This is a genomic window from Motilimonas sp. E26 (assembly GCF_021278025.1).
Taxonomy (GTDB): domain Bacteria; phylum Pseudomonadota; class Gammaproteobacteria; order Enterobacterales; family CBDFNC01; genus Motilimonas.
Map to the genome: position 1 here is coordinate 55,417 of NZ_JAIBHJ010000005.1, position 26,099 is coordinate 81,515.

Genomic DNA, 26,099 nt, shown 5'->3' on the forward strand with positions numbered 1-26,099 from the left:
GATGGCTTGAGCGCGCTGCAGAATAGCGTTTATTTGTTTACCGCGGACGAAAACATACCGCCACAAAAAAGCCACCCGAAGGTGGCTTAGTACATATCGTGTTACGCGCCAGTTACGCGAGCTTTTCACATAGGCTAATTAAGTCAGCTTGGATCGCGCCAGCCGTCACTTCACGACCCGCCCCCGGACCTTGGATGATCAGTGGATTAGTGCGATACCAATTAGTCTCGATGGCAAAAATGTTGTCACATGGCAACAGATTAGCAAAGGCGTGGTTATCCGCTAAGGCTTCAAGGCCCACGGTGGCTTTACCTTCAGCATCAAAACGCGCCACGTAACGCAACACTTTACCCTGCTTAGTGGCTTTCGCTAACTTCTCGGCTAATAGCTCATCTAACAAATGCGTTTTTTGCATAAAATCATCGGCTGAGCCTTGTTGCAATTCCTCAGGCACCAAAGATTGCAGCTCGATGTCTTTCTCTTCAATGTTAAGACCGGCTTCACGCGCCAATATCAGCAATTTGCGCATAACATCGTTACCCGATAGATCTTCACGCGGGTCTGGCTCAGTTAAGCCTTGTTGCCACGCCTGATCAAGTAGTTCAGAAAATGCAATGGAACCATCATATTGCTGGAATAACCAAGACAGCGTGCCAGAGAAAATACCACTGATGCCTTGAATGGTGTCACCCGAACCTTGCAACATGGCTAAGGTTGGCTGGATTGGTAAACCAGCACCTACCGTTGCGTTATATAGCCAATGGCTACCATGATCAGCAAAGCTTTGTTTTACTTCATTGTAAAACGCTAACTCAGCAGAGCCAGCAAATTTATTTGCCGCAATTACATGGAAGTGACGCGATGCAAACTCAGGGTAATAACGACTAACACTTTCGCTGGCGGTGATATCCAGCACGACAAGATCATCAAATGGATGACGCTTGAGCTTGGATAGCATTTCTTCCCAAATGAACGGCTCTGGGGTAAAACCATTACTGATTTCTTGCGGCTCAAAACCATCAAAATCGACGATGCCACCAAGGTGGTTAAACACACCACATAGAGTGAGTTTTTGATTAAAGCGTTGCTCTACTTTGGCCTTTTCAACTTGGATAAGCTTGAGCCATTGGCCACCTATGTTACCGGTGCCAAATAACACTAAGCCAATGCGCTTAGGACGTTTGAATAAAGCCTCATGTAAGGTTTTAAGTAACGGCTCAAGTAAAATCTCACGCGTCACGGCGACCAGAGACAGCTTGCGTTCACAAGCTTGGATAAATTCCAGTGGCTGAGTCGATAAAGCGCGGTAGAAACGATAGCACTGCTCAGCGTTGTCACTCACACCATTACCAACAAGACCGACCATGCTATAACCAGCACGTAGCTCGACACTTTTTATTTCAGGCAGTGGATGGGCGTAGGCTTTAGCCACATCAAAAGCAGAGTCCGCCACTTCTGGAGTGTAAACCAAACGAATGATATTTTTCTTTTTGTCTTGATGTACCACCAGTGGAGCAACAAAATGCGCGCTAAGGTCGGCTTGTAGCGCCGTATTAGCCAACGCTAGATCTTGATCTGCTTCGAGCTCAACTTCAATAATACATGCCTGCTCGAGGCCAGTAACAATTTTAGCCGCGCCCAGCTTGTGCTGACGGCGTACAATTTGTGTCGAGCCTTCATCAGGCGCATAGCTTGAACGTAAGCTCAGGCGCTGTGAGCTTTCAATCACAGGCAATAACGTGCGAGCATGGAGCACTGGCGAGCCTAAGCGTGATAATTCAGCTGCTTCATCAAGGGATAAGCGCTCCATTAACACGGCGTTTTTCACTTTACGCGGATCAGCACTGAATACCCCCGCTACATCACTCCAGATAGTGGTCGAAACCGCATTCGCGATGGCGCCAGTGACGGTTGCTGAGTAATCACTGCCGTTACGACCTAATGTCACGGTATGGCCTTCGCTGTCGGCAGCAAAGAAGCCGGTGATAACAACGCGATCTTGCTCCCGCCCCAATAACTGCTGGGTGAGTTTTTCACGAGACAAGTTAATATCAACCACTGGCTGCACGCTCATTTCGGCACTTAAGTAAGTACGAGAGTCTAACCAACTGGCTTTCAAACCAAGTTGCTTTAAATAAGTCGCAAGTAAACGTGCCGACCACACTTCACCAAAACTTAGTATTTCGTTGGTTTGATAACGGTCTAATTTGTTTTCGAGGATTAACGCCAAACGAGTGAGATCGTTGTCCAATGCAGCTAAGGCGTCAGCCTGAAGCTCACCATCCAACAAATCTGTTGCCAGATTGCGCTGAAAGTCTGATAGAGAAGCAAGGGATTCAGCTGCGGCGTTATCGCCATCTTTGGCATATTCAATAATTTCTATCAAACGGTTGGTGGTTTTACCTGCGGCCGACACTACGATCAAGTCGGTGCTACTTGAGTGCTTATCAATAATATTCGCCACTCGACGAAAACAGTTGGGATCAGCTAAGCTGCTGCCACCAAATTTATGCACATGTCTTGTTTGTTTCACCTTTACTTCTCCTGCGCCACAGCCTTAAAGGCATGATCTAAATCGGCGATTAAATCGTCGGCGTCTTCCAAGCCAACGGATAAACGAATAAGGGTACTGAATATGCCCGCTTCTGCTTGCGCCTCATCACTCATGGCGCGGTGTGTCATGGTAGCGGGATGCGCCACCAAACTCTCAACCCCGCCAAGGGATTCGGCGAGTGAGAATAATTGTAAATTTTCAAAGAATATCTGCAGCCCCTGCTCATCAGCGTCCAGATCAAAGCTAAACATAGAGCCAAAATCTTTTTGCTGGCGTTTTGCTATTTCATGGCCCGGATGGTCAGGCAAACTTGGATGATAAATCGTTTTAACCAGTGGTTGAGTTTGCAAAAAGGCAATGATGGCATTAGCGTTTTCTTGATGGTTACGAATACGCGCACCCAAGGTGCGAATACCGCGTAGGGTCATGTATGAATCAAATGCTGAGCCGGTTAAACCCAAACAGTTAGCCCACCAAGCTAAATCCTGACCTAAGGTTTCATCTTTCGTGACCACTGCGCCAGCCACCACATCTGAGTGCCCATTGATGTATTTGGTGGTTGAGTGAACGACTATATCTGCACCTAAATCAAGCGGCTGTTGCAGCGCTGGTGAAAGAAAGGTGTTATCAACCACGACTAACGCACCGACCGCTTTGGCTTGCTGACAGATTTTTTCAATATCGACTACACGTAATAATGGGTTACTCGGTGTTTCTAACCAAACAATCTTAGGTTTTTTTGCAATCGCAGCGGCCATTAACTCATCGTTACCTTGATCAATAAAGCTGACTTCAAAGGCATTTTTCTTAGCGCAACAATCAAATAAACGGTAACTGCCACCGTAGCAATCGTGAGGCGCAATTAATAAGTCGCTGGGGCCAAGTAACGCTGTCACCAAGTTTACTGCAGCCATGCCTGAGCAGGTAATAACACCAGTGGTGCCATTTTCTAATTTAGCAATCGCATCACCTAAGATGGCGCGAGTTGGATTACCTGATCTGCTGTAGTCAAAGCCACGAATTTTATCGTAGCCCTCAAAGGTATAATTGGTACTTAAATAAATAGGCGGTACCACCGAGCCATGCTGGGTATCTGATTCAATGCCGGTTCTTACAGCTTGAGTGGCTTGTTTATACTGCGCCATTATTTAAAAACTCCAATAAAAATCATATATGGCAACTTTAAGCTAGCGAGAATAAGACGTCAACACTTCTGGACGTCTAAACGGCTCATTATTGTCATGGGTTGTGTTTTGATGAGTTAGTCTACCTGAGCAGGAGGAATGACAAAAATAAAACTTAACAGCCTGAACAACTTCTCATTTCAAGGATTAGCAACAGGAGTAATAAAGATCGAGCTTGGCACAAGGTAAAATTATGAATACAGCCTTCTAAACATCTTTACCGATAGATTGCCTATGCTTGGCCTAGGGGTTAGAATAACCCTGATTTTTGTAACGGGTAGTGAATAATGACGACGAAATGGAACGGTGAATACCTCAGCCCTTATGCTGAGCACGGCAAAAAAAGTGAGCAAGTTAAGAAGATCACTGTATCCATCCCACTTAAGGTATTAAAAATCTTAACTGATGAACGCACTCGCCGTCAGGTCAATAACCTACGCCACGCCACTAACAGTGAGCTATTATGTGAAGCCTTCTTGCATGCTTATACTGGTCAGCCACTTCCTGAAGACAGTGATTTACGTAAAGATCAAAATGATGGCCTGCCCGAGCAAGTGAAAAAAATTATGCTTGAGAAAGGCATCAGCATCGACGAATACGAAACCGAATAACATTTGTGATGCGCTGGTAAGTTACTCTCTCCGGCGCTATTGCCCCCCTGCATTTAACCCCTCTCGCAAAAAACACATTTTTAATTTTCACCACTTCTCAGCCCGATTGTATCCTGTTAGATTAACAACACTAGAATAAAAGCAGGGAGCTTATTGTGCGACTTTTCGCTGTTGTAATATGCAGTACATTATCGTTACCACTGATGGCGTTTGCGACCACTAACGAGTGTGCCGAAGAATCGATTAAAATGGTGGCAAAATCAGATGCTACCGCTGGTATTGTACGTTATCAAAATTTAGTAATTGACTACGAGCAGTGCGAGGACATGGACGAGAGCTATGCTAAAGAGCTATATGACTTTAGCTATGATTTAACCTATAGCCAAGTATGCCACGGTGAAGAAGGATTTAAACTGGGTAAAGCGGGCAAAGGGCCAAATCCGGTATGTAAAGATTACGTCAATGCCGGTTACTATCGCCACCGCCATGCTCAAGGCATTGAGCGCTATAAAGAAGATGTGCTAAGAAAAGCCAAGAAAGAAGCCGCAGCCAAAGCGGAATAGTCAGATCAGGCCAATGACCATGGTTGTTGGCCAACTTTACACAGCCTTTCATTTACACCAATCAACTTGAAGATGCATTTTTTTAAAGCACCTCATGATGCAATCTTTCGTTCGTTTAAATTCAGCATAATTTTTAGGCATTAAAAAAGGCCGCCGAAGCGACCTTGTTAGCGTGTTCTTAATCAATCGAACTTATTCGATGATTGAAGATACAACACCAGCGCCTACTGTACGGCCACCTTCACGGATAGCGAAACGTAGACCTTCATCCATTGCTACTGGAGCGATTAGCTCTACAACGAATTTAAGGTTGTCACCAGGCATTACCATTTCTACACCTTCTGGAAGCTCTACAGCACCAGTGATGTCAGTTGTACGGAAGTAGAACTGTGGACGGTAACCTTTGAAGAATGGAGTATGACGGCCACCTTCATCTTTGCTTAGTACGTATACTTCTGATTCGAACTTAGTGTGTGGCGTGATTGAACCAGGCTTAGCTAGTACTTGACCACGTTCAACGTCTTCACGCTTAGTACCACGTAGAAGGATACCACAGTTCTCACCTGCACGACCTTCGTCAAGCAGTTTACGGAACATTTCAACACCCGTACAAGTCGTCTTAGTTGTTTCTTTGATACCAACGATTTCTACTTCGTCTTGTACACGAACGATACCCGCTTCGATACGACCAGTTACAACAGTACCACGACCTTGGATAGAGAATACGTCTTCGATAGGCATGATGAATGGCTTATCGATTTCACGCTCTGGCTCTGGGATGTAAGTGTCTAGTGCTTCTGCAAGCTCAAGTACTTTCGCTTCCCATGCTTCGTCGCCTTCAAGTGCTTTAAGCGCAGAACCTTGGATTAACGGCAGGTCATCACCTGGGAAATCGTACTCAGATAGCAGTTCACGAACTTCCATTTCTACTAGCTCTAGTAGTTCTTCGTCGTCAACCATGTCACATTTGTTCATGAATACGATGATGTATGGAACACCAACTTGACGAGAAAGTAGGATGTGCTCACGCGTTTGTGGCATTGGGCCATCAGTCGCAGCTACTACTAGGATAGCGCCGTCCATTTGAGCAGCACCAGTGATCATGTTTTTAACATAATCGGCGTGTCCTGGACAGTCTACGTGTGCGTAGTGACGAGTCGGTGTGTCGTACTCGATGTGAGAAGTATTGATTGTAATACCGCGCTCACGCTCTTCAGGTGCATTATCGATAGATGCGAAATCTTTAGTTTCACCACCGTAAGCTTTGGTAAGAACCGATGAAATAGCAGCGGTTAGAGTTGTTTTACCATGGTCAACGTGACCAATGGTGCCCACGTTTACGTGAGGCTTATTACGTTCAAATTTAGCTTTAGACACGACGTGTACCTTCTTTTCTAAGTGTTAGCCCATGTTGTTATGGGCCATCAAATTACATAAAACAGAGACGGGATAATTCCCTGCTCCGATTACTTCGCTTCAATGATAGCGTCAGCGATGTTTTTAGGTGCTTCATTATACTCTTTGAATTCCATAGAGTATGAAGCGCGGCCCTGTGTGGCAGAACGCACGTCGGTAGCATAACCGAACATTTCTGCTAACGGAACCTTAGCTCGGATGATTTTTAAGCCAGCTGGACCTTCATCCATGCCTTCAATCATACCGCGACGACGGTTCAAGTCACCAACTACATCACCCATCCAATCTTCAGGGGTAGTCACTTCAACCTTCATCATAGGCTCTAGAATAACCGGATCAGCTTCTAACGCACCGTTTCTAAAGCCCATTGCTCCAGCGATCTTAAACGCCATTTCATTGGAGTCAACATCGTGGAATGAACCATCAAACAGGGTTACTTTAACGTCTAGCATTGGAAAACCAGCCAGTACCCCTTGGTCCATTTGTTCTTTACAGCCTTTGTCAACGGCAGGGATAAAGTCCTTTGGAACAGTGCCCCCAACAATTTCGTTAACAAATTCGTAACCAGTACCCGCTGGTAATGGTTCCATCTTCAACCAAACGTGGCCATACTGACCTTTACCGCCTGATTGACGAATGAACTTGCCTTCAACTTTTACCGTTTTACGGATAGCTTCACGATAAGCAACCTGAGGTTTACCTACGTTACAGTCAACGCTGAATTCACGCTTCATTCGATCAACGATGATATCTAGGTGTAGCTCACCCATGCCAGAAATCAATGTCTGGCCCGATTCAGCATCGGTTTCAACGCGAAATGATGGATCTTCTGCTGCTAGTTTCTGCAGCGCAATACCCATTTTCTCTTGGTCAGCCTTGGTTCTTGGCTCAACCGCAATCTGGATCACCGGATCAGGAAACTCCATGCGTTCTAAGATAACTTTGTTATCCATATCACATAGCGTGTCACCGGTAGTGACATCTTTGAGCCCAATAGCAGCAGCTATGTCGCCCGCATGGATTTGTTTTAATTCTTTTCTGTCGTTGGCATGCATTTGTACAATGCGGCCAAAGCGCTCACGCTTTTGTTTTACTGAGTTGTAAACAGCATCACCTGTATTTACCACACCAGAATACACACGCAAAAAGGTCAACGTGCCCACAAACGGATCTGTTGCAATTTTGAATGCAAGCGCTGCAAACGGTTCGTCATCGGAAGAAATACGCGTTACTTCGTTATCATGCTCATCAACACCTGTGATGGCTTTAACTTGGTTAGGAGCAGGAAGATATTCCACCACTGCATCCAATACTGCTTGCACACCTTTGTTTTTAAAGGCACTACCACAACAAGCAAGAACGATTTCGTTATTGATTGTACGTTGACGAAGTCCGGCTTTGATTTCTTGTTCTGACAGTTCACCTTCTTCAAGGTATTTTTCCATCAGCTCATCAGATGCTTCAGCTGCACTTTCTACCATGTATTCACGCATTTCTTCAGCTTTTGCTTGAAGGTCAGCAGGAATATCGGAGTATTCAAAAGTCATGCCCTGATCATCTTCATTCCAGTTAATCGCCTTCATTTTTACTAAGTCGATTACACCGTGAAAATCTTCTTCAGAACCAATATTTAATTGAATTGGTACACATACTGCGCCCAAACGATTGCGAATTTGCTCGACAACACGTTCAAAGTTGGCACCCGCACGGTCCATCTTGTTAACAAATACCATGCGAGGCACTTCGTATTTGTCAGCTTGACGCCAAACGGTTTCTGATTGAGGTTCCACACCAGACGAACCACAAAACACCACAACAGCACCATCGAGTACACGCAAAGAGCGTTCTACTTCAATCGTAAAGTCAACGTGTCCTGGAGTATCGATGATATTAATACGATGTTCATCGAATTGAGCTTCCATACCACGCCAGAATGTGGTGGTAGCAGCAGAAGTGATAGTAATACCACGCTCTTGCTCTTGCTCCATCCAGTCCATGGTCGCAGCGCCGTCATGTACTTCACCAATTTTGTGAGACAAGCCGGTATAAAAAAGCACGCGTTCGGTAGTGGTAGTTTTGCCTGCGTCAACATGAGCACAAATACCAATATTCCGGTAACGCTCTAAGGGAGTTGTACGAGCCACAATATTTCCTCTTAACTAAAGGAACGCTTAATAAATAAGCGCTCCTTCAGATAACAACTAACGGCGTGGACTAGCCACGCCATAATATTACCAGCGGTAATGTGCAAACGCTTTGTTTGCTTCAGCCATACGGTGAACGTCTTCACGTTTCTTAACCGCAGTGCCTTTGTTGTCTGCTGCATCAACTAGCTCACCAGCTAGACGTGCTGCCATTGATTTTTCACCACGTTTACGTGCTGCTTCAACTAACCAACGCATTGCCAGTGCATTACGACGACTAGGACGTACTTCAACTGGAACTTGGTAAGTAGAACCACCCACACGACGAGATTTAACCTCGACAGTAGGGCGCACGTTATCAAGAGCTACTTCAAAAATGTCTAGGTGCTCTTTGCCGCTCTTTTGAGCTGCAGCTTCTAATGCACCGTATACGATTTTCTCAGAAGTAGATTTTTTACCATCAACCATTACTACGTTGATGAATTTGGCCAGAATCTCTGATCCGAACTTAGGGTCCGGAAGGATTTTACGCTGACCGACGACGCGTCTTCTTGGCATCTTATATTCTCCGTTTGCTTCAGGTTTACCCCAAAACGATTAATTAAAATTGTCTTTGCTTGGCCTTACTTTACGAAGAACCATTAACCTTTTGGTCGTTTAGCACCGTACTTAGAACGAGACTGACGACGTGCAGTTACACCAGAAGTATCTAGTGCACCACGAACGGTGTGGTAACGAACACCTGGTAAATCTTTTACACGACCACCGCGGATTAGGATCACGCTGTGCTCTTGTAGGTTGTGACCTTCACCACCGATGTATGAAGTTACTTCGTAGCCGTTAGTTAAACGAACACGAGCAACTTTACGTAGTGCTGAGTTAGGTTTTTTAGGAGTAGTTGTATATACGCGAGTACATACACCACGTCTTTGTGGGCACGCTTGCAGCGCAGGCACGTTGGTTTTTTTAACCGGTGCTTTACGTGGTTTGCGAACCAGCTGTGAAATTGTTGCCATTAAAAATAGCTCCTGATACTTATGTAACGTGAAAAATCATGCCCCAAAACTTGGGACGCGAAATTTTATTACCCTTGAGTAGGCGTGTCAAGAACAAGACTGCTCATAAAGTAAACCAATTATAGCGGCTGCGAACGAGGCGGGGTCGAAAACGTGAGAAGCAACAACAAAGCAGGGACCAACTGAGTAGCGCGTGTTACCAAGAAATAGTCGTATCCGTCTTTTCAACAAGCGAAACAAATCCTTTATAATCAACAAGATTACCTACTGAGCTAGATAAACCTCGCGCTAATAAATCGGGCTCTAAAACAAATAACCGCTGCTGCAAAGCCAGTTCATTCAAGGCCTCGGAGAGCTCATGAGTCACGGTCACTGCCACAACGCTATTTTCAATTAATAACAAATAATCGTCCTGCCCTAGCCTCGGTAACACTTGTTCAAGGGATTTATGGTTAAAAGGGGAATGCTTAACGGTGTGTAAAATCATATTTACCAGGCCTTAAAAACGGATTATCTGTTGCTGCTGGTGTAATTTTTCACTGAGTTGCTGCGGTTGCAATAACTGTACTGGAATACACAAACGCTTTGGGTCAATCCCCCGCAGCAAGCAAGATTGTTCGCACACGTATACGGTCTCAATGTCATACAAATCAAACAATTTAAACGTCGGCTGAATATGTCGCTGCAATATGCTTTGAGGTTGCTGATTTTCAACTAATTGATAAACGCCATCATCGAGAAAAAACACACTTAGGTTTTCCGTAAAACCTGATAAAGCGAGTGCGGCATCTAACGACTCGCGCGCATCAGCCATGCCATGGGGCATTTGGGTATTTATAATCGCTATCTTCATCTCATTGCCCCTAAAACTGCACCAAGCGATCAGCTCGACTTGATAGCTCGGCTAGCTGCCCTAACCCTGTCATGGCAAATGGCGCTTGCAAATTAGCCGCGGCCAGTTGCTGCTCTTGCGCTGACACGCTATCTACCACGCCACGGCGCAAAGCGGCAGAAATGCACACATCAAGACTGAAGCCATGCTCCACGGCAAGGGCTGCCCATAATGCAACTAAATCGTCTTCATCACTGGCGGGCGTGGTAAAGTTGTTAGCATTGGTCACACCTTGCTGATAAAAAAAGATCCCTTGGATCTCATGCCCCATTTCAATTGCTGCTTGCGTAAACATATAAGCAGAAGCCGAACCTTGGCTACCATAAGCGGGCGCGGTGACGAGTATCGCTAAACGCATGTAAACCCCAACGTGACAATAAGATAATGCAGAGATAGCTGCTTGTGATTGATCTTAGCTGAATTAAACAATACTAAGATCAACCAAGATCGCTATCACTTAACGTAAGCAATCGCTTCAACTTCAACCAATACGTCTTTAGGTAAACGTGCCACTTCAACGCAAGAGCGGGCGGGTGCATTGGTTGGGAAATACTTGCCATAGACTTCGTTAAAGGCCACAAAGTTATTCATGTCACTTAAGAAACAAGTCGTTTTCACTACGGTCGTTTCATCGGCGCCACCTTCTGCTAGAACCTTCATTAGGTTTTCCATCACCAACTCAGCCTGAGCCGTAATGTCACCTTCTAACACCGCCATGGTTTCAGGCACCAAAGGAATTTGACCCGAAGTAAAAATAAGGTCGCCCCATTTGTTAGCTTGTGAATAGGGGCCAATCGCGGCTGGCGCTTGGTCAGTGGCAATAATGTGCTTAGTCATGGTTACATCTCGATAATTATAAGGTACTTTATCTTAACGTAATTACATCTAAAACACAGCAGCCTTAAGCCACACTGGATAAATGCGCCTCATCGAGATGTTGCAAGAATTCTGTTTGTTCAGTGCTGCGTACCAAGTGTAGATTGCCATCAAGCTCTTCAACGAGCGCACTGCAATTCTCCACCCAATCCCCCAAGTTGGTATAGATCATGTCAGCTTCTGTCACCATCTCAGGATGATGAATATGACCACATACCACCATATTTACACCCTTACGACGCCCATAAGCCATGGCAGCATGACGAAAACGGGAAATGGCAATATTCGCTTTCGGGATCCGTTCTTTGATATACCCCGCCAATGACCAATAGTTAAACCCCAATCGCTTACGCAGGTGATAGACATGCCGATTGAGAAAGAGCAAAAGATCATAAGAAAGATCGCCAATAAACGAAGTGATCTTGGAATAACAGACCATCGCATCAAACTCATCACCATGAAGCACCAATACTTTCAATCCCAAACTGGTGGTATGTTGATATTGATGATGGATCTGCGCCAAATTTAGCTCCGGCTGGCCAAGTTGGCGGATCGCGGCGTCATGATTACCCGGTACATAAATCACTTGGGTACCTTGGCGCGCAATGTCTAGCAATAACTGCACCACTTTCATATGGGATTCGGGCCAGTACACTTGCCTTTTTAGGGCCCAAAAGTCGACAATATCACCAGCTAGAATCAATTTGTCACAGCGCATACTTTGTAAAAACTGGATTAGATACTCCGCTTTACAATCCTTAAAGCCTAAGTGCACATCCGATAACCAAACAGTACGATAGTAATGAATGACTTTAGCCATACTTGCCTCTCATTGAACAGTACAATTTAAGCTAACAATCACAAATGAACAAAAGGTGACAGCGGTGTGATGCTCAGATGAAACATTGAGGTTTGATACTAAACCCAATCAAGCTAGAGCTGCTGAGACTAAATACTAGGCAATAAAAAGGGCACCCGAAGGTGCCCTTTTTTGTCAGTCTATAGATAGCTGATTAGTTGTCGCTTGAGTCCGCTAAGTTAAGCAGATTAGCTAAACTTTGTTCTGCTTCATCTGCTGTCACTGGTGCTGGTTTAGCCGCTTCAGGATTGTTGCGACGCTCGTTACGCTCTTTGTGGTAAGAATAACCGGTACCCGCAGGGATCAGACGACCCACGATAACGTTTTCTTTCAAGCCACGAAGCTCATCCACTTTGCCGCCTACCGCTGCTTCAGTTAATACGCGCGTCGTTTCTTGGAACGATGCTGCCGAAATAAATGATTCAGTGGCAAGTGATGCTTTAGTAATACCCAGTAGTTCATGGAAGAACGTAGCCGGTGTTTTTCCTTCAGCAATCAATGCACGGTTAGCAATGTTTACGCGAGCCACTTCAACCTGCTCACCAGGTAAGAAGTCAGTATCACCAGAAGCTTTGATGATCACTTTACGCAGCATTTGACGCACGATAACTTCAATGTGCTTATCGTTGATTTTTACGCCTTGTAGACGGTAAACGTCTTGTACTTCATTCGCGATGTAGTTAGCCACTGGGCTAATACCACGCAGACGTAAAATATCATGTGGTGATTCTGGACCATCGGCGATAACTTCACCTTTTTGAACCTTCTCACCCTCAAACACGTTAAGGTGACGCCACTTAGGAATCATCTCTTCGTAATGTTCACCATCTGGCTGCGTAATTACAAGACGACGCTTACCCTTGGTTTCTTTACCGTAAGAAATAGTACCTGTTACTTCCGCTAGGATTGCAGCATCTTTCGGTGTACGCGCTTCGAATAAGTCAGCTACGCGAGGTAGACCACCCGTGATATCACGAGTCTTCGAGCTTTCTTGTGGAATACGCGCTAGCGCGTCACCCACGTTTACTTGCACACCATCTTCAAGGTTCACAATCGCATTACCAGGTAAGAAGTATTGCGCAGCAATGTCAGTGCCAGGAATGTTAATGTCATTCCCTGCCGCATCAACCAACTTAACCATTGGGCGCATTTCTTTACCAGCACTTGGGCGCTGACCTGGATCAAGCACAACCATGCTAGATAGACCTGTTAGCTCATCAGTTTGACGAGTGACAGTCACATTCTCAATCAAGTCAGCAAACTTGATGGTACCCGCTACCTCAGTGATGATTGGGTGAGTATGTGGGTCCCAGTTAGCAACCACTTCACCAGCGGTAATCGCTTCACCGTCTTTCTTCTCTAGGATTGCACCGTAAGGCACTTTGTGCGCTTCTTTGGTTTGTCCTAGTTCGTCCAGTACCATTAACTCGGTAGAACGAGAAGTTACCACTGGTTTACCGTCAGAGTTAACCACAAACTTAGCGTTGTAAAGTTTCACGCTACCCGTGTTTTTAACTTGAACGTTGTTTTCTGCTGACGCTCTTGATGCTGCACCACCAATGTGGAAGGTACGCATGGTTAACTGTGTACCCGGCTCACCGATTGATTGTGCTGCAATAACACCAACCGCTTCACCTTGGCCAACAATATGACCACGTGCTAGGTCACGACCGTAACAGTTTGCACACACACCATAGTCGTTTTCACAAGTGATAACAGAGCGCACTTTAACGATATCAACTGAGTTTTCTTCAAGAATGTCACACAGTTTTTCGTCAAGCATGATGTTACGCTCAACTAATACTTCGTTTTCAGTACCTGGCTTAATGATGTCTTCAGCAACAACACGACCTAGCACACGCTCACGTAAAGGCTCAACAACGTCGCCGCCTTCAATCAATGGCATTACCCATAGACCTTCGTGTGTACCACAGTCTTCTTCGGTTACGACTAAATCTTGTGCTACGTCTACTAGACGACGCGTTAGGTAACCTGAGTTAGCCGTTTTAAGTGCCGTATCTGCTAGACCCTTACGTGCACCGTGAGTCGAGATAAAGTACTGAAGTACGTTTAGACCTTCACGGAAGTTCGCAACAATCGGCGTTTCGATGATAGAGCCATCTGGCTTAGCCATCAGACCACGCATACCCGCTAGCTGACGAATCTGCGCAGCACTACCACGCGCGCCTGAGTCGGCCATCATGTAGATGCTGTTAAATGATTTCTGAGTTTCCTCTTTACCTTCACGGTTAATAACCGTTTCAGTAGACAGGTTATCCATCATCGCTTTAGAAACTTGTTCGTTAGCTGATGCCCAGATATCGATTACTTTGTTATAACGCTCACCCGCGGTAACTAGACCTGATTGGAACTGCTCAGAAATTTCTTGAACTTCTTCTTCAGCAGCTTCAATGATGCCTTTTTTCTCATCCGGGATCACCATGTCGTTGATACCTACAGAGGCACCAGACAGGGTCGCGTAATGGAAACCGGTGTACATTAATTGGTCAGCAAAAATTACCGTTGGTTTTAGACCAAGCTTACGGTAACAAGCGTTAATTAGACCTGATACTTGCTTTTTACCAATCGCTTGGTTAAATAGCTCGAAATCCATGCCTGCAGGAGCGATAAGCCAAAGAATAGAACGACCAACAGTCGTATCTTTCAGGCTGACCACTTCGCTACGGTTACCTTCATCGTCGATCACTGTTTCAGTGATACGAACCTTAACGCGCGCATGAAGTTCAACCGCACCGGCACGGTACGCTTTTTCTGCTTCTTTCGGGCTCTTAAACCACATGGCTTCGCCTTTCGCATTAATGCGATCACGTGTCATGTAGTAAAGACCCAATACAACGTCCTGAGAAGGTACGATGATTGGCTCACCGTTCGCTGGAGAAAGTACGTTGTTAGTTGACATCATTAGGGTACGCGCTTCTAACTGTGCTTCGATAGTTAGAGGAACGTGTACCGCCATTTGGTCACCATCGAAGTCGGCGTTGTATGCCGCACAAACCAATGGATGTAATTGGATTGCTTTACCTTCAATTAATACTGGCTCAAACGCTTGGATACCAAGTCTGTGCAGGGTTGGTGCACGGTTTAACATAACCGGATGTTCGCGGATTACGTCTTCTAGGATATCCCATACTTCACCGCCTTCGCGCTCAACTAATTTCTTAGCTGCTTTGATCGTAGTGGCTAAACCACGCGCTTCTAGCTTGCCGTATACGAATGGCTTAAATAGCTCAAGTGCCATCTTCTTAGGAAGACCACACTGGTGTAAGCGAAGTGTTGGACCAACGGTAATTACCGAACGGCCTGAGTAGTCAACACGCTTACCAAGTAAGTTTTGACGGAAACGACCTTGTTTACCTTTGATCATATCGGCCAAAGATTTAAGCGGACGTTTGTTAGAACCAGTAATCGCACGACCGCGACGACCGTTATCTAATAGCGCATCAACAGACTCTTGTAACATACGCTTTTCGTTACGTACGATAATGTCTGGCGCCGCTAGGTCAAGTAGACGCTTAAGACGGTTGTTACGGTTGATGACACGACGGTAAAGATCGTTTAGATCGGATGTCGCGAAACGACCGCCGTCTAGTGGAACTAATGGACGTAGATCAGGTGGTAGCACTGGAAGAACCGTTAGGATCATCCACTCTGGCTTGTTGCCTGATTGGTCAAATGCTTCCATCAGCTTAAGACGCTTAGTTAGCTTCTTACGCTTAGTTTCAGAGTTAGTCGTTTCTAACTCTTCGTGCATAATTTTGATTTCGCTCTGAAGCTCGATTGCTTTTAACAGTTGTAAAACTGCTTCAGCCCCCATCTTAGCTTCAAACTCATCACCCCATTCTTCAAGCGCGTCTAGGTAATTTTCTTCGGTCAGCATTTGACCGCGCTCCAGGTTAGTCATACCTGGCTCGATTACCACGAAAGATTCAAAGTAAAGAATGCGCTCAATATCACGTAGCGTCATGTCTAGTAATAGACCGATACGAGATGGCAGTGATTTTAAGAACCAAATGTGCGCAACAGGAGAAGCTAATTCGATGTGGCCCATACGGTCACGACGAACTTTAGTCTGGGTAACTTCTACGCCACACTTCTCACAGATCACACCACGGTGCTTAAGACGCTTGTATTTACCACACAAACATTCGTAATCTTTTACAGGACCAAAAATACGCGCACAAAAAAGGCCGTCACGCTCAGGCTTAAAAGTACGGTAGTTAATGGTTTCTGGCTTTTTAACTTCACCGAAAGACCAAGAACGTACTTGATCAGGTGAAGCAAGACCGATTTTGATACCATCAAATTCTTCGGTCTTATTTTGCTGTTTTAAAAACTTTAATAAGTCTTTCACGTTTTTCTCCCACTGGGAACGACGCTAAAAGCGCTTTCGCATTGAAAGCGCTTTACTCACTTCAGGCTTAAGCCCTGCTTATTTTTCGTCTAGCTCGATGTTGATGCTTAGAGAACGGATTTCTTTCAACAATACGTTGAACGACTCAGGCATGCCTGGCTCCATTCTATGGTCACCGTCTACGATGTTCTTATACATCTTAGTACGACCATTCACATCATCTGACTTAACAGTCAGCATTTCTTGAAGCGTATAAGCGGCACCGTATGCTTCTAGTGCCCATACTTCCATCTCACCAAAACGTTGGCCACCGAACTGAGCTTTACCACCCAGAGGTTGCTGAGTTACTAGGCTGTAAGAGCCTGTAGAACGCGCATGCATCTTGTCATCAACCAAGTGGTTAAGTTTCAGCATGTACATGTAACCCACCGTTACTGGACGCTCAAACGCATTACCAGTACGGCCATCAAACAATTGTAGCTGACCTGAATCAGGTAAATCAGCTAAACGCAGTAGCTCTTTAATCTCACCTTCTTTCGCACCATCAAACGCTGGCGTTGCCGTAGGCAAACCTTTACGTAAGTGATGGGCTAAGCGTAATACTTCGTCATCTGTGAAAGTAGTTAGGTCTACTTCTTGACGGGTATTACCTAGATCATAAACCTGCTGAATGAAATCGCGTACTTTGGCAATTTCAACTTCACGCTGATCTTTCAGCATGCGGTCAATCTTCTCACCCACACCTTTAGCCGCTAGGCCTAAGTGGGTTTCAAGAACCTGACCGATGTTCATCCGTGACGGTACACCCAATGGGTTTAACACGATATCAACTGGTTCACCATGCTCGTCATGAGGCATGTCTTCGATAGGTACGATAGTCGAGATAACACCTTTGTTACCGTGACGACCGGCCATTTTATCACCAGGTTGAATACGACGTTTAACCGCAAGGTAAACTTTAACAATCTTCAATACACCCGGCGCTAGATCATCACCTTGGATGATTTTGCGACGTTTAGTATCAAATTTCTTGTCGAATTCCGCTTTCAGCTCGTCGTACTGCTCACCAATTTGCTCTAACTGGCTTTGCACTTCTTCGTCAGCAAGGGCAATTTCAAACCACTTGTCACGAGACGTTTTAATCAGAGTTTCTTCTGATTTACCAGCCGCGATCAACAGGTTCTTCGCACGCGAGAAAACACCGTCTTCTAAGATCTTGAACTCTTCAGTCAAGTCTTTCTTCGCTTCTTTCAGCTGCATCTCTTCAATTTCGATCGCACGCTTGTCTTTCTCTACGCCATCACGGGTAAATACTTGAACATCGATTACGGTACCGTAAACTGAGTTTGCAACACGTAGCGAGCTGTCTTTAACGTCAGACGCTTTTTCACCGAAGATAGCTCGTAATAGTTTCTCTTCTGGTGTTAGCTGAGTTTCACCTTTAGGTGTTACTTTACCGACTAGGATATCGCCAGGTTTTACTTCAGCACCCACATATACAACACCAGACTCATCCAGTTTGCTAAGGGCTGACTCACCTACGTTTGGAATATCCGCAGTGATCTCTTCAGGACCTAACTTAGTATCACGAGAGATACAAGATAGCTCTTGAATATGGATAGTGGTAAAGCGGTCTTCTTTAACCACACGCTCAGAAACAGTGATGGAATCCTCAAAGTTGTAACCGTTCCAAGGCATGAAGGCGATCTTCATGTTTTGGCCAAGAGCAAGTTCGCCCATGTCGGTTGAAGGACCATCCGCTAATACATCACCTTTAACAATCGGCTCACCTGGGTTACAAGTAGGACGTTGGTTGATACATGTATTTTGGTTTGAACGGGTGTATTTGTTCAGGTTGTAAATGTCGATACCTGCTTCGCCCGGTACCATTTCTTCTTCATTTACTTTAATTACGATGCGTGATGCATCAACGTAATCAACCACACCGCCGCGCTTAGCAACTACGGTTACACCAGAGTCGACAGCAATACGTTTTTCAATACCGGTACCTACTAATGGCTTATCAGCTCTTAGTGTTGGTACAGCTTGACGTTGCATGTTCGATCCCATCAATGCACGGTTCGCGTCATCGTGTTCTAGGAACGGAATAAGCGATGCCGCAACAGAGATGATCTGCTGTGGAGATACGTCCATATATTGCATTTGATCTGCAGTCATAAAGGTAGATTCACCTTTGTGACGACATGGAATCAATTCGTCTGTTAACTTAGCATCTTCGTCTACCGCGGCATTGGCCTGTGCGATAACGTAGTTACCTTCTTCAATCGCAGACAAATACTCAACGTCATCCGTTACTACACCATCAACAACCTTGCGGTATGGTGTTTCAAGGAAACCGTACGAGTTAGTACGAGAGAAAGTCGCTAATGAGTTAATTAGACCGATGTTTGGACCTTCAGGCGTTTCGATAGGACATAGACGACCGTAGTGAGTCGGATGTACGTCTCGAACTTCAAAGCCTGCACGCTCACGCGTTAGACCACCCGGACCTAATGCAGAAATACGACGTTTGTGCGTCACTTCTGATAGCGGGTTGTTTTGATCCATAAATTGCGACAACTGTGAAGAACCAAAGAATTCTTTCACTGCTGCAGAAATCGGTTTCGCGTTGATTAGATCTTGTGGCATTACCGCGTCTAAGTCACCTAGAGATAGACGTTCACGTACAGCACGTTCAACACGAACGAGGCCAACACGGAATTGGTTTTCAGCCATTTCACCAACACAACGAATACGACGGTTACCAAGGTGGTCGATATCGTCCACTTCGCCTTTACCATCGCGGATATTGATCAGGGTTTTCATTACCGCGACAATATCTTCTTTACTTAATGTGCCAGCACCTTGCTCATCTTCAAAATCAACACGACGGTTGAACTTCATACGGCCTACTTTAGATAGGTCATAACGATCTTCATTGAAGAATAAGTTTTCAAATAGGGCTTCAGCTGCATCACGCGTTGGTGGCTCACCAGGACGCATCATGCGGTAAATTTCTACTAACGCTTCAAGACGGTTAGTCGATGAATCGATACGTAGCGTATTTGAAATGTATGCACCGCTGTCTAATTCACTGGTGTACAGTGTTTCGAATTCTTTAATGCCAGCAAGTGACATTTCAGCGACCATTTCAAGAGTTAGCTCAGTGTTAGCAGGTACGATTACTTCGCCAGTCTCAGCATTAACGTAATCTTTCGCTGCTACTTTACCTACGATGTATTCCGCAGGTACTTCTAAACGCTCAACGTTGGCTTTTTGTAATTCACGAATATGACGCGCAGTAATACGACGACCAGTTTCTACTAGTACTTCGCCATCAACTACGATATCAAATGTCGCGATTTCACCACGTAAACGCTCTGCCACTAAGTCTAGTGTCAGTTTGCCATCTTTAATCTCGAAATGAACTGTATCAAAGAACATCTCTAAAATTTCTTCGGTAGTGTATTCCAACGCACGAAGAACGATGGTGCTTGGTAGCTTACGACGACGGTCGATACGGACAAATAAATTGTCTTTCGGATCGAATTCGAAATCTAACCAAGATCCACGGTAAGGAATAACTCGAGCATTATAAAGAACTTTACCAGAGCTATGGGTTTTACCCTTGTCGTGATCGAAGAATACACCTGGAGAACGATGTAACTGAGATACTATTACGCGCTCAGTACCGTTGATAACGAAAGTACCGTTCTCAGTCATGAGTGGCATTTCACCCATGTAGACTTCTTGCTCTTTAATATCCTTTACAGTGCCCGCTGGTGCGTCTCTATCATAAAGCACTAGACGTAGCTTGACTCGAAGGGGTGCGGAATATGTAACACCTCGGATTTGACATTCTTTCACGTCAAACACAGGTTCGCCTAAGCGGAAACTCACATATTGTAATTCCGATGTACCAGAATAGCTCTTGATCGGAAATACGCTACGAAATGCAGCTTCTAGTCCAACTTCGCCTTCAGGATCAACGTTAATGAAACGTTTGAACGAATCAAGCTGGATAGACAATAGGTAAGGAGTCTCAATAACCTGCGGACGCTTACCAAAGTCCTTACGAATACGTTTTTTCTCTGTATAAGAGTAAACCATATGGTTCCTCAGCTCGCTGATAAGTGACCCACTCTGTCCAACCGTGGGACAGATCTTAGTTGTATCGTTTTGTAGTGCTAAATGTTAAACAACACATTTAGGCTTTAGCATAGTCGAACAAACGAGACGAAATTTCAACTATTCCTATAGCGCAAAAAGGCCGGTGCCAAAAAGCACCAGCCTCTAGCCGACGAATCGACTAGTAATCTAATGATAGATTACTTAAGTTCAACTTCAGCACCAGCTTCTTCTAGAGCTGCTTTAAGCGCTTCAGCTTCAGCTTTATCAACGCCTTCTTTAACTGGAGCAGGAGCTGCATCAACTACTGCTTTAGCTTCTTTAAGGCCTAGACCTGTTGCGCCACGTACAGCTTTGATAGCTGCAACTTTGTTAGCGCCAGCAGACTTAAGAATTACTGTGAATTCAGTTTGCTCTTCAGCAGCTGCGCCAGCGTCGCCGCCGCCAGATACTACTGCAGCTGCAGCAGATACGCCGAATTTTTCTTCCATTGCTTCAACTAGTTCAACAACTTCCATTACAGTCATTGCTGCAACAGCTTCTAAGATTTGGTCTTTAGTGATAGACATGACTCAAATTTCCTAAATTTATGAAATTTTTAAAAATAAGCAAACTTATTAAGCTGCTTCTTGCTCTTTTTGGTCGCGAAGTGCAGCCAGTGTACGTACCAGCTTGCCAGCAGACGCTTCTTTCATCGTCATCATTAGCTGCGCAATTGCTTCGTCGTATGTTGGTAGCTTCGCTAAGCGGTCAATTTGCTCTGCAGGGATTAATTCTCCCTCGTAGGCTAACCCTTTTACTTCAAATTTCTTTTCTTCTTTAGCGAAGTCTTTTAGAAGACGCGCTGCAGCACCTGGGTGCTCAAGAGAAAAAGCAATAAGAGTAGGACCAGTAAACACAGTTTGAAGACACTCAAAAGAGGTACCTTCAACAGCACGACGAGCTAGTGTATTACGTACTACACGTAATGTTACACCAGCTTCACGAGCTTTAGCGCGTAAACTGTTCATTGCACCTACTGTAACGCCACGTGAATCAGCAACTACAGCAGATAGGGCAGCCTGGGCAGCTTCGTTGACTTCAGCAACAATTGCTTTTTTGTCGTCGAGTCTGATTGCCATTGGCTTTACTCCTGGATTCCATACCAGACTAATGTCTGGAAAAATAACCTCTAACAAGTTAGAGGGACTAATACGGCAAACGGAACCAGCAGAATAATTCTATCTGGGGTCCGGTACCATCTACGTTGGATATTAAGTGCGCTTATCTAGGCTCACGCCAACGGTCTTGGAGGGGACCAATGGCCCTTTCCAAATCAAGGCGCAAAATTATACAACAATTTCACGCCTTGTCAATTATGCTACTACGGTTACTAGTGTTGCTTGGTCTACAGCAACGCCTGCGCCCATAGTAGTCGAAATTGTTACTTTCTTGATGAACTGACCTTTTGCAGAAGAAGGCTTAGCTTTCTTAAGTGCAATGATTAGTGACTCAAGGTTCTCTTTGATTTGATCGCCAGAGAATGTTGCCTTACCAATGGTAGTATGGATGATACCATTTTTGTCATTACGGTAACGTACTTGACCTGCTTTAGCATTTTTAACTGCTGTTGCAACGTCAGGTGTTACTGTGCCAACTTTAGGGTTAGGCATTAGGCCGCGTGGACCTAAGATTTGGCCAAGTTGACCGACAACGCGCATTGCATCAGGAGAAGCAATTACTACGTCGAAGTTCATTTCGCCAGCTTTAACTTGTGCCGCTAGGTCATCCATACCTACGATGTCAGCGCCAGCAGCAAGAGCCGCTTCAGCGTTAGCACCTTGGGTAAATACTGCAACACGTACTTCGCGGCCAGTACCGTGTGGTAGCACAGTTGCGCCACGTACGTTTTGGTCAGATTTACGTGCATCAATGCCTAGGTTTACAGAAGCATCTACACTTTCTACGAATTTAGCAGTTGCTAATTCTTGAAGTAGAGCAATAGCTTCGTTGATGCTGTACTCTTTAGTACCGTCAACTTTTTCTTTGATTGCGCGCATGCGCTTAGATACTTTAGCCATTTCTTAGCCCTCTACTACCAAGCCCATAGAACGGGCAGATCCAGCGATACAACGAACCATCGCTTCTAAATCAGCACCGGTTAGGTCTGCTTCTTTAGTTTTTGCGATCTCTTCAAGTTGAGCTTGTGTTACTGTGCCCACTTTAGTCTTGTTTGGTACTGCTGAACCAGACTTGATGCCAGCCGCTTTCTTAAGTAAGAAAGATGCAGGTGGAGTCTTAGTTTCAAAAGTGAAAGAACGGTCAGCGTATACAGTGATAACTACTGGTACTGGAGCACCTTTTTCAAGAGAATCTGTTTTTGCGTTAAACGCTTTACAGAATTCCATGATGTTAACACCGTGTTGACCTAGTGCAGGACCAACTGGGGGACTTGGGTTCGCAGCGCCAGCTGCAACTTGTAGCTTGATATAAGCCGTGACTTTTTTAGCCATTTTAAATACCTCGTGGGTGGGTATAACGCCAGTGATGAATCACTCGCTTCCCTAGTGTAAACGCAAATAAATAATGCTTACTTGCTGCTTTATCTCGCGTTCAGTCAACGCCAGATATAAAAGAGCGCGTATTTTAGGTTAAAAGTGGTGCAATTACAAACAAATTAGCGTATCCATTGCACTATTTTTAATCGCACTTAATTTATGGCAGGTAAAAAAAAGCCCCTTATTAAAGGGGCTTTTTCAAAAACAGTTTTTACGATTTCTCAATTTGACCAAACTCTAAGTCAACCGGTGTTGAGCGACCGAAAATAAGTACCGACACTTTAACGCGGCTCTTATCATAATCGACTTCTTCAACCACACCGTTAAAGTCAGCAAATGGACCATCAGTAACGCGAACCACTTCACCTGGTTCGAATAAGGTTTTAGGTCTTGGCTTATCAATCGCATCTTGTAAGCGATTTAAAATAGCATCTGCTTCTTTTTGAGAAATGGGTGCAGGACGTTCAGTGGTTCCACCGATAAAGCCCATGACACGAGGAATACTGCGCACTAAGTGCCAAGTTTCATCGTTCATCACCATTTTAACTAATACATAACCTGGGAAAAACTTGCGTTCGCTTTTACGCTTTTGACCCGCACGCATTTCAACCACTTCTTCAGTCGGCACGAGTACCTCTTCGAAGTAATCTTCCATTTCATGCATTTTAATATATTCATTGAGTGTTTTGGTTACGCGTGCTTCATAGCCAGAAAAAGCTTGCACTACATACCATCTCATTTTTTGTTCTGCAATCTCAGTCATAGTTAAAGACTAACTCCAGTAATGAATGCCACTAAACGTACTAAGATGCCGTCAAGCCCCCACAAAATCAGTGCGGTGATAGCAGAAACGGCTAATACGATAAACGTTGTTTGCATGGCTTCTTGACGCGTTGGCCATACCACTTTTCGCACTTCAATCTGCGCTTCTTTAGCAAAACTAATAAAGATCTTGCCTTTTGTTGTTACGGCAGCAACACCTAGTGCGGCAACAACCAAAAAGATCACACCTACTAATCGTGCCAGAAAGTGAGCGTCAGCCTCACCGGCAAAATAGTTACCTACTACGGCACCGATTAAAAGTAATGCTACTGTACACCACTTTAGACCATCCATTGAACTGCTGGTACTTTCATTGCTCGTTGTCATACAACCAAATCCACTTTTCGTAAATGCAAAAGCCCCGCAAGGCGAGGTTATCTGACCTGCTTTACGCTCATTGCGCAATATTCAGGTAACGTTGTTGATCTGCTGAGATCAAATTTGGCAGGGGTGGAGAGATTCGAACTCCCAACATTCGGATTTGGAATCCGACGTTCTGCCGTTGGAACTACACCCCTTTAAAATCGGCCCTATTATAGGGTTTTTTCACTAAAATGTAACCTGAATAATCTTGTCTTAAGACGTATTACTATCGATTTAGATCTTAGTGCTGGGGTAATTTCTCATACCTTAGCTACCACAAAAGGCCGCCGAAGCGACCTTTTTTTGAGTGTTCTTAATCAATCGAACTTATTCGATGATTGAAGATACAACACCAGCGCCTACTGTACGGCCACCTTCACGGATAGCGAAACGTAGACCTTCATCCATTGCTACTGGAGCGATTAGCTCTACAACGAATTTAAGGTTGTCACCAGGCATTACCATTTCTACACCTTCTGGAAGCTCTACAGCACCAGTGATGTCAGTTGTACGGAAGTAGAACTGTGGACGGTAACCTTTGAAGAATGGAGTATGACGGCCACCTTCATCTTTGCTTAGTACGTATACTTCTGATTCGAACTTAGTATGTGGTGTGATTGAACCAGGCTTAGCTAGTACTTGACCACGTTCAACGTCTTCACGCTTAGTACCACGTAGAAGAATACCACAGTTCTCACCTGCACGACCTTCGTCAAGCAGTTTACGGAACATTTCAACACCCGTACAAGTCGTCTTAGTTGTTTCTTTGATACCAACGATTTCTACTTCGTCTTGTACACGAACGATACCCGCTTCGATACGACCAGTTACAACAGTACCACGACCTTGGATAGAGAATACGTCTTCGATAGGCATGATGAATGGCTTATCGATTTCACGCTCTGGCTCTGGGATGTAAGTGTCTAGTGCTTCTGCAAGCTCAAGTACTTTCGCTTCCCATGCTTCGTCGCCTTCAAGTGCTTTAAGCGCAGAACCTTGGATTAACGGTAGGTCATCACCTGGGAAATCGTACTCAGATAGCAGTTCACGAACTTCCATTTCTACTAGCTCTAGTAGTTCTTCGTCGTCAACCATGTCACATTTGTTCATGAATACGATGATGTATGGAACACCAACTTGACGAGAAAGTAGGATGTGCTCACGCGTTTGTGGCATTGGGCCATCAGTCGCAGCTACTACTAGGATAGCGCCGTCCATTTGAGCAGCACCAGTGATCATGTTTTTAACATAATCGGCGTGTCCTGGACAGTCTACGTGTGCGTAGTGACGAGTCGGTGTGTCGTACTCGATGTGAGAAGTATTGATTGTAATACCGCGCTCACGCTCTTCAGGTGCATTATCGATAGATGCGAAATCTTTAGTTTCACCACCGTAAGCTTTGGTAAGAACCGATGAAATAGCAGCGGTTAGAGTTGTTTTACCATGGTCAACGTGACCAATGGTGCCCACGTTTACGTGAGGCTTATTACGTTCAAATTTTGCTTTAGACATGTTCGCCCCTCAGAGACAAATACGGTGAAAGATTTCACACTATGATTAAATTTTTGGATTAAAGCGACTAGAAATGGTGCTGATAGGCAGATTTGAACTGCCGACCTCACCCTTACCAAGGGTGCGCTCTACCAACTGAGCCATATCAGCATTTTGTATTGGAGCGGGCAGCGGGAATCGAACCCGCATCATCAGCTTGGAAGGCTGAGGTAATAGCCATTATACGATGCCCGCATCATGTTTCTAGTTG

Annotated in this window: 22 protein-coding genes and 3 tRNA genes; 2 read left to right on the plus strand and 23 right to left on the minus strand. The window is 44.9% G+C overall.

The window, feature by feature from the left end:
• Positions 1 to 112: 112 nt before the first annotated feature.
• Positions 113 to 2,533: a bifunctional aspartate kinase/homoserine dehydrogenase II gene (locus K1M91_RS05965; protein WP_232800646.1), complete on the minus strand. Its 2,421-nt coding sequence runs from the start codon at positions 2,531 to 2,533 to the stop codon at positions 113 to 115.
• Between the two features lie 2 nt (positions 2,534 to 2,535).
• The gene (gene metB, locus K1M91_RS05970; protein ID WP_232800647.1) at positions 2,536 to 3,699 is read right to left on the minus strand and encodes a cystathionine gamma-synthase; all 1,164 of its coding nucleotides are present in this window, start codon (positions 3,697 to 3,699) and stop codon (positions 2,536 to 2,538) included.
• Between the two features lie 326 nt (positions 3,700 to 4,025).
• Between metB and metJ the strand changes: the two genes are divergently transcribed.
• Together metJ and K1M91_RS05980 are read left to right on the plus strand one after the other, a co-directional pair.
• The gene (gene metJ / locus K1M91_RS05975; RefSeq protein ID WP_232800648.1) at positions 4,026 to 4,349 is read left to right on the plus strand and encodes a met regulon transcriptional regulator MetJ; all 324 of its coding nucleotides are present in this window, start codon (positions 4,026 to 4,028) and stop codon (positions 4,347 to 4,349) included.
• Between the two features lie 155 nt (positions 4,350 to 4,504).
• Positions 4,505 to 4,912 (plus strand): hypothetical protein, encoded by a 408-nt coding sequence (locus K1M91_RS05980; RefSeq protein WP_232800649.1) that lies wholly within the window; start codon positions 4,505 to 4,507, stop codon positions 4,910 to 4,912.
• A gap of 192 nt (positions 4,913 to 5,104) precedes the next feature.
• On the opposite strand, the gene tuf (K1M91_RS05985) is transcribed toward K1M91_RS05980, so the two are convergent.
• From tuf (K1M91_RS05985) to K1M91_RS06085, 21 genes are all read right to left on the minus strand, one after another.
• Complete coding sequence (gene tuf, locus K1M91_RS05985; protein ID WP_232800650.1) at positions 5,105 to 6,289, minus strand: elongation factor Tu; 1,185 nt, start codon at positions 6,287 to 6,289, stop codon at positions 5,105 to 5,107.
• 89 nt (positions 6,290 to 6,378) lie between these two features.
• Entirely contained in the window at positions 6,379 to 8,472 is a 2,094-nt protein-coding gene (fusA, locus tag K1M91_RS05990) for an elongation factor G (RefSeq protein ID WP_232800651.1), read from the minus strand.
• Between the two features lie 87 nt (positions 8,473 to 8,559).
• A complete protein-coding gene (rpsG, locus tag K1M91_RS05995; protein ID WP_232800652.1) occupies positions 8,560 to 9,030 on the minus strand; it encodes a 30S ribosomal protein S7 in 471 nt (156 codons plus the stop codon).
• A gap of 83 nt (positions 9,031 to 9,113) precedes the next feature.
• The gene (gene rpsL / locus K1M91_RS06000; protein WP_232800653.1) at positions 9,114 to 9,488 is read right to left on the minus strand and encodes a 30S ribosomal protein S12; all 375 of its coding nucleotides are present in this window, start codon (positions 9,486 to 9,488) and stop codon (positions 9,114 to 9,116) included.
• A 196-nt stretch (positions 9,489 to 9,684) separates the two neighbouring features.
• A complete protein-coding gene (gene tusB / locus K1M91_RS06005) occupies positions 9,685 to 9,975 on the minus strand; it encodes a sulfurtransferase complex subunit TusB (RefSeq protein WP_232800654.1) in 291 nt (96 codons plus the stop codon).
• A 12-nt stretch (positions 9,976 to 9,987) separates the two neighbouring features.
• Positions 9,988 to 10,341: a sulfurtransferase complex subunit TusC gene (gene tusC, locus K1M91_RS06010; RefSeq protein ID WP_232800655.1), complete on the minus strand. Its 354-nt coding sequence runs from the start codon at positions 10,339 to 10,341 to the stop codon at positions 9,988 to 9,990.
• Positions 10,342 to 10,351: 10 nt separating this feature from the next.
• Positions 10,352 to 10,738 carry a sulfurtransferase complex subunit TusD gene (gene tusD / locus K1M91_RS06015; protein ID WP_232800656.1) on the minus strand — a complete coding sequence of 129 codons (387 nt, stop codon included), beginning with the start codon at positions 10,736 to 10,738 and terminating at the stop codon, positions 10,352 to 10,354.
• Positions 10,739 to 10,833: 95 nt separating this feature from the next.
• Positions 10,834 to 11,217 carry a RidA family protein gene (locus K1M91_RS06020; protein ID WP_232800657.1) on the minus strand — a complete coding sequence of 128 codons (384 nt, stop codon included), beginning with the start codon at positions 11,215 to 11,217 and terminating at the stop codon, positions 10,834 to 10,836.
• A 64-nt stretch (positions 11,218 to 11,281) separates the two neighbouring features.
• Entirely contained in the window at positions 11,282 to 12,076 is a 795-nt protein-coding gene (locus tag K1M91_RS06025; protein ID WP_232800658.1) for a UDP-2,3-diacylglucosamine diphosphatase, read from the minus strand.
• Positions 12,077 to 12,269: 193 nt separating this feature from the next.
• Positions 12,270 to 16,487, minus strand: coding sequence for a DNA-directed RNA polymerase subunit beta' (gene rpoC / locus K1M91_RS06030; protein WP_232800659.1), 4,218 nt, complete (start codon positions 16,485 to 16,487; stop codon positions 12,270 to 12,272).
• A 78-nt stretch (positions 16,488 to 16,565) separates the two neighbouring features.
• The gene (gene rpoB, locus K1M91_RS06035; protein ID WP_232800660.1) at positions 16,566 to 20,597 is read right to left on the minus strand and encodes a DNA-directed RNA polymerase subunit beta; all 4,032 of its coding nucleotides are present in this window, start codon (positions 20,595 to 20,597) and stop codon (positions 16,566 to 16,568) included.
• Between the two features lie 218 nt (positions 20,598 to 20,815).
• Positions 20,816 to 21,184 carry a 50S ribosomal protein L7/L12 gene (gene rplL / locus K1M91_RS06040; RefSeq protein WP_232800661.1) on the minus strand — a complete coding sequence of 123 codons (369 nt, stop codon included), beginning with the start codon at positions 21,182 to 21,184 and terminating at the stop codon, positions 20,816 to 20,818.
• Between the two features lie 48 nt (positions 21,185 to 21,232).
• Entirely contained in the window at positions 21,233 to 21,736 is a 504-nt protein-coding gene (rplJ, locus tag K1M91_RS06045) for a 50S ribosomal protein L10 (protein ID WP_232800662.1), read from the minus strand.
• Positions 21,737 to 21,970: 234 nt separating this feature from the next.
• Positions 21,971 to 22,675, minus strand: coding sequence for a 50S ribosomal protein L1 (gene rplA / locus K1M91_RS06050; protein ID WP_232800663.1), 705 nt, complete (start codon positions 22,673 to 22,675; stop codon positions 21,971 to 21,973).
• 3 nt (positions 22,676 to 22,678) lie between these two features.
• Positions 22,679 to 23,107 (minus strand): 50S ribosomal protein L11, encoded by a 429-nt coding sequence (rplK, locus tag K1M91_RS06055; protein ID WP_232800664.1) that lies wholly within the window; start codon positions 23,105 to 23,107, stop codon positions 22,679 to 22,681.
• Between the two features lie 256 nt (positions 23,108 to 23,363).
• On the minus strand, positions 23,364 to 23,915 hold the full coding sequence (gene nusG / locus K1M91_RS06060) for a transcription termination/antitermination protein NusG (RefSeq protein ID WP_232800665.1): 552 nt from the start codon (positions 23,913 to 23,915) through the stop codon (positions 23,364 to 23,366).
• A gap of 2 nt (positions 23,916 to 23,917) precedes the next feature.
• Positions 23,918 to 24,301: a preprotein translocase subunit SecE gene (secE, locus tag K1M91_RS06065; RefSeq protein WP_232800666.1), complete on the minus strand. Its 384-nt coding sequence runs from the start codon at positions 24,299 to 24,301 to the stop codon at positions 23,918 to 23,920.
• Between the two features lie 115 nt (positions 24,302 to 24,416).
• Positions 24,417 to 24,492, minus strand: a tRNA-Trp gene (locus tag K1M91_RS06070).
• Positions 24,493 to 24,664: 172 nt separating this feature from the next.
• A complete protein-coding gene (tuf, locus tag K1M91_RS06075) occupies positions 24,665 to 25,849 on the minus strand; it encodes an elongation factor Tu (RefSeq protein ID WP_232800650.1) in 1,185 nt (394 codons plus the stop codon).
• A 74-nt stretch (positions 25,850 to 25,923) separates the two neighbouring features.
• Positions 25,924 to 25,999, minus strand: a tRNA-Thr gene (locus K1M91_RS06080).
• Between the two features lie 9 nt (positions 26,000 to 26,008).
• Positions 26,009 to 26,083 (minus strand) — tRNA-Gly (locus K1M91_RS06085).
• Between the last annotated feature and the right edge of the window lie 16 nt (positions 26,084 to 26,099).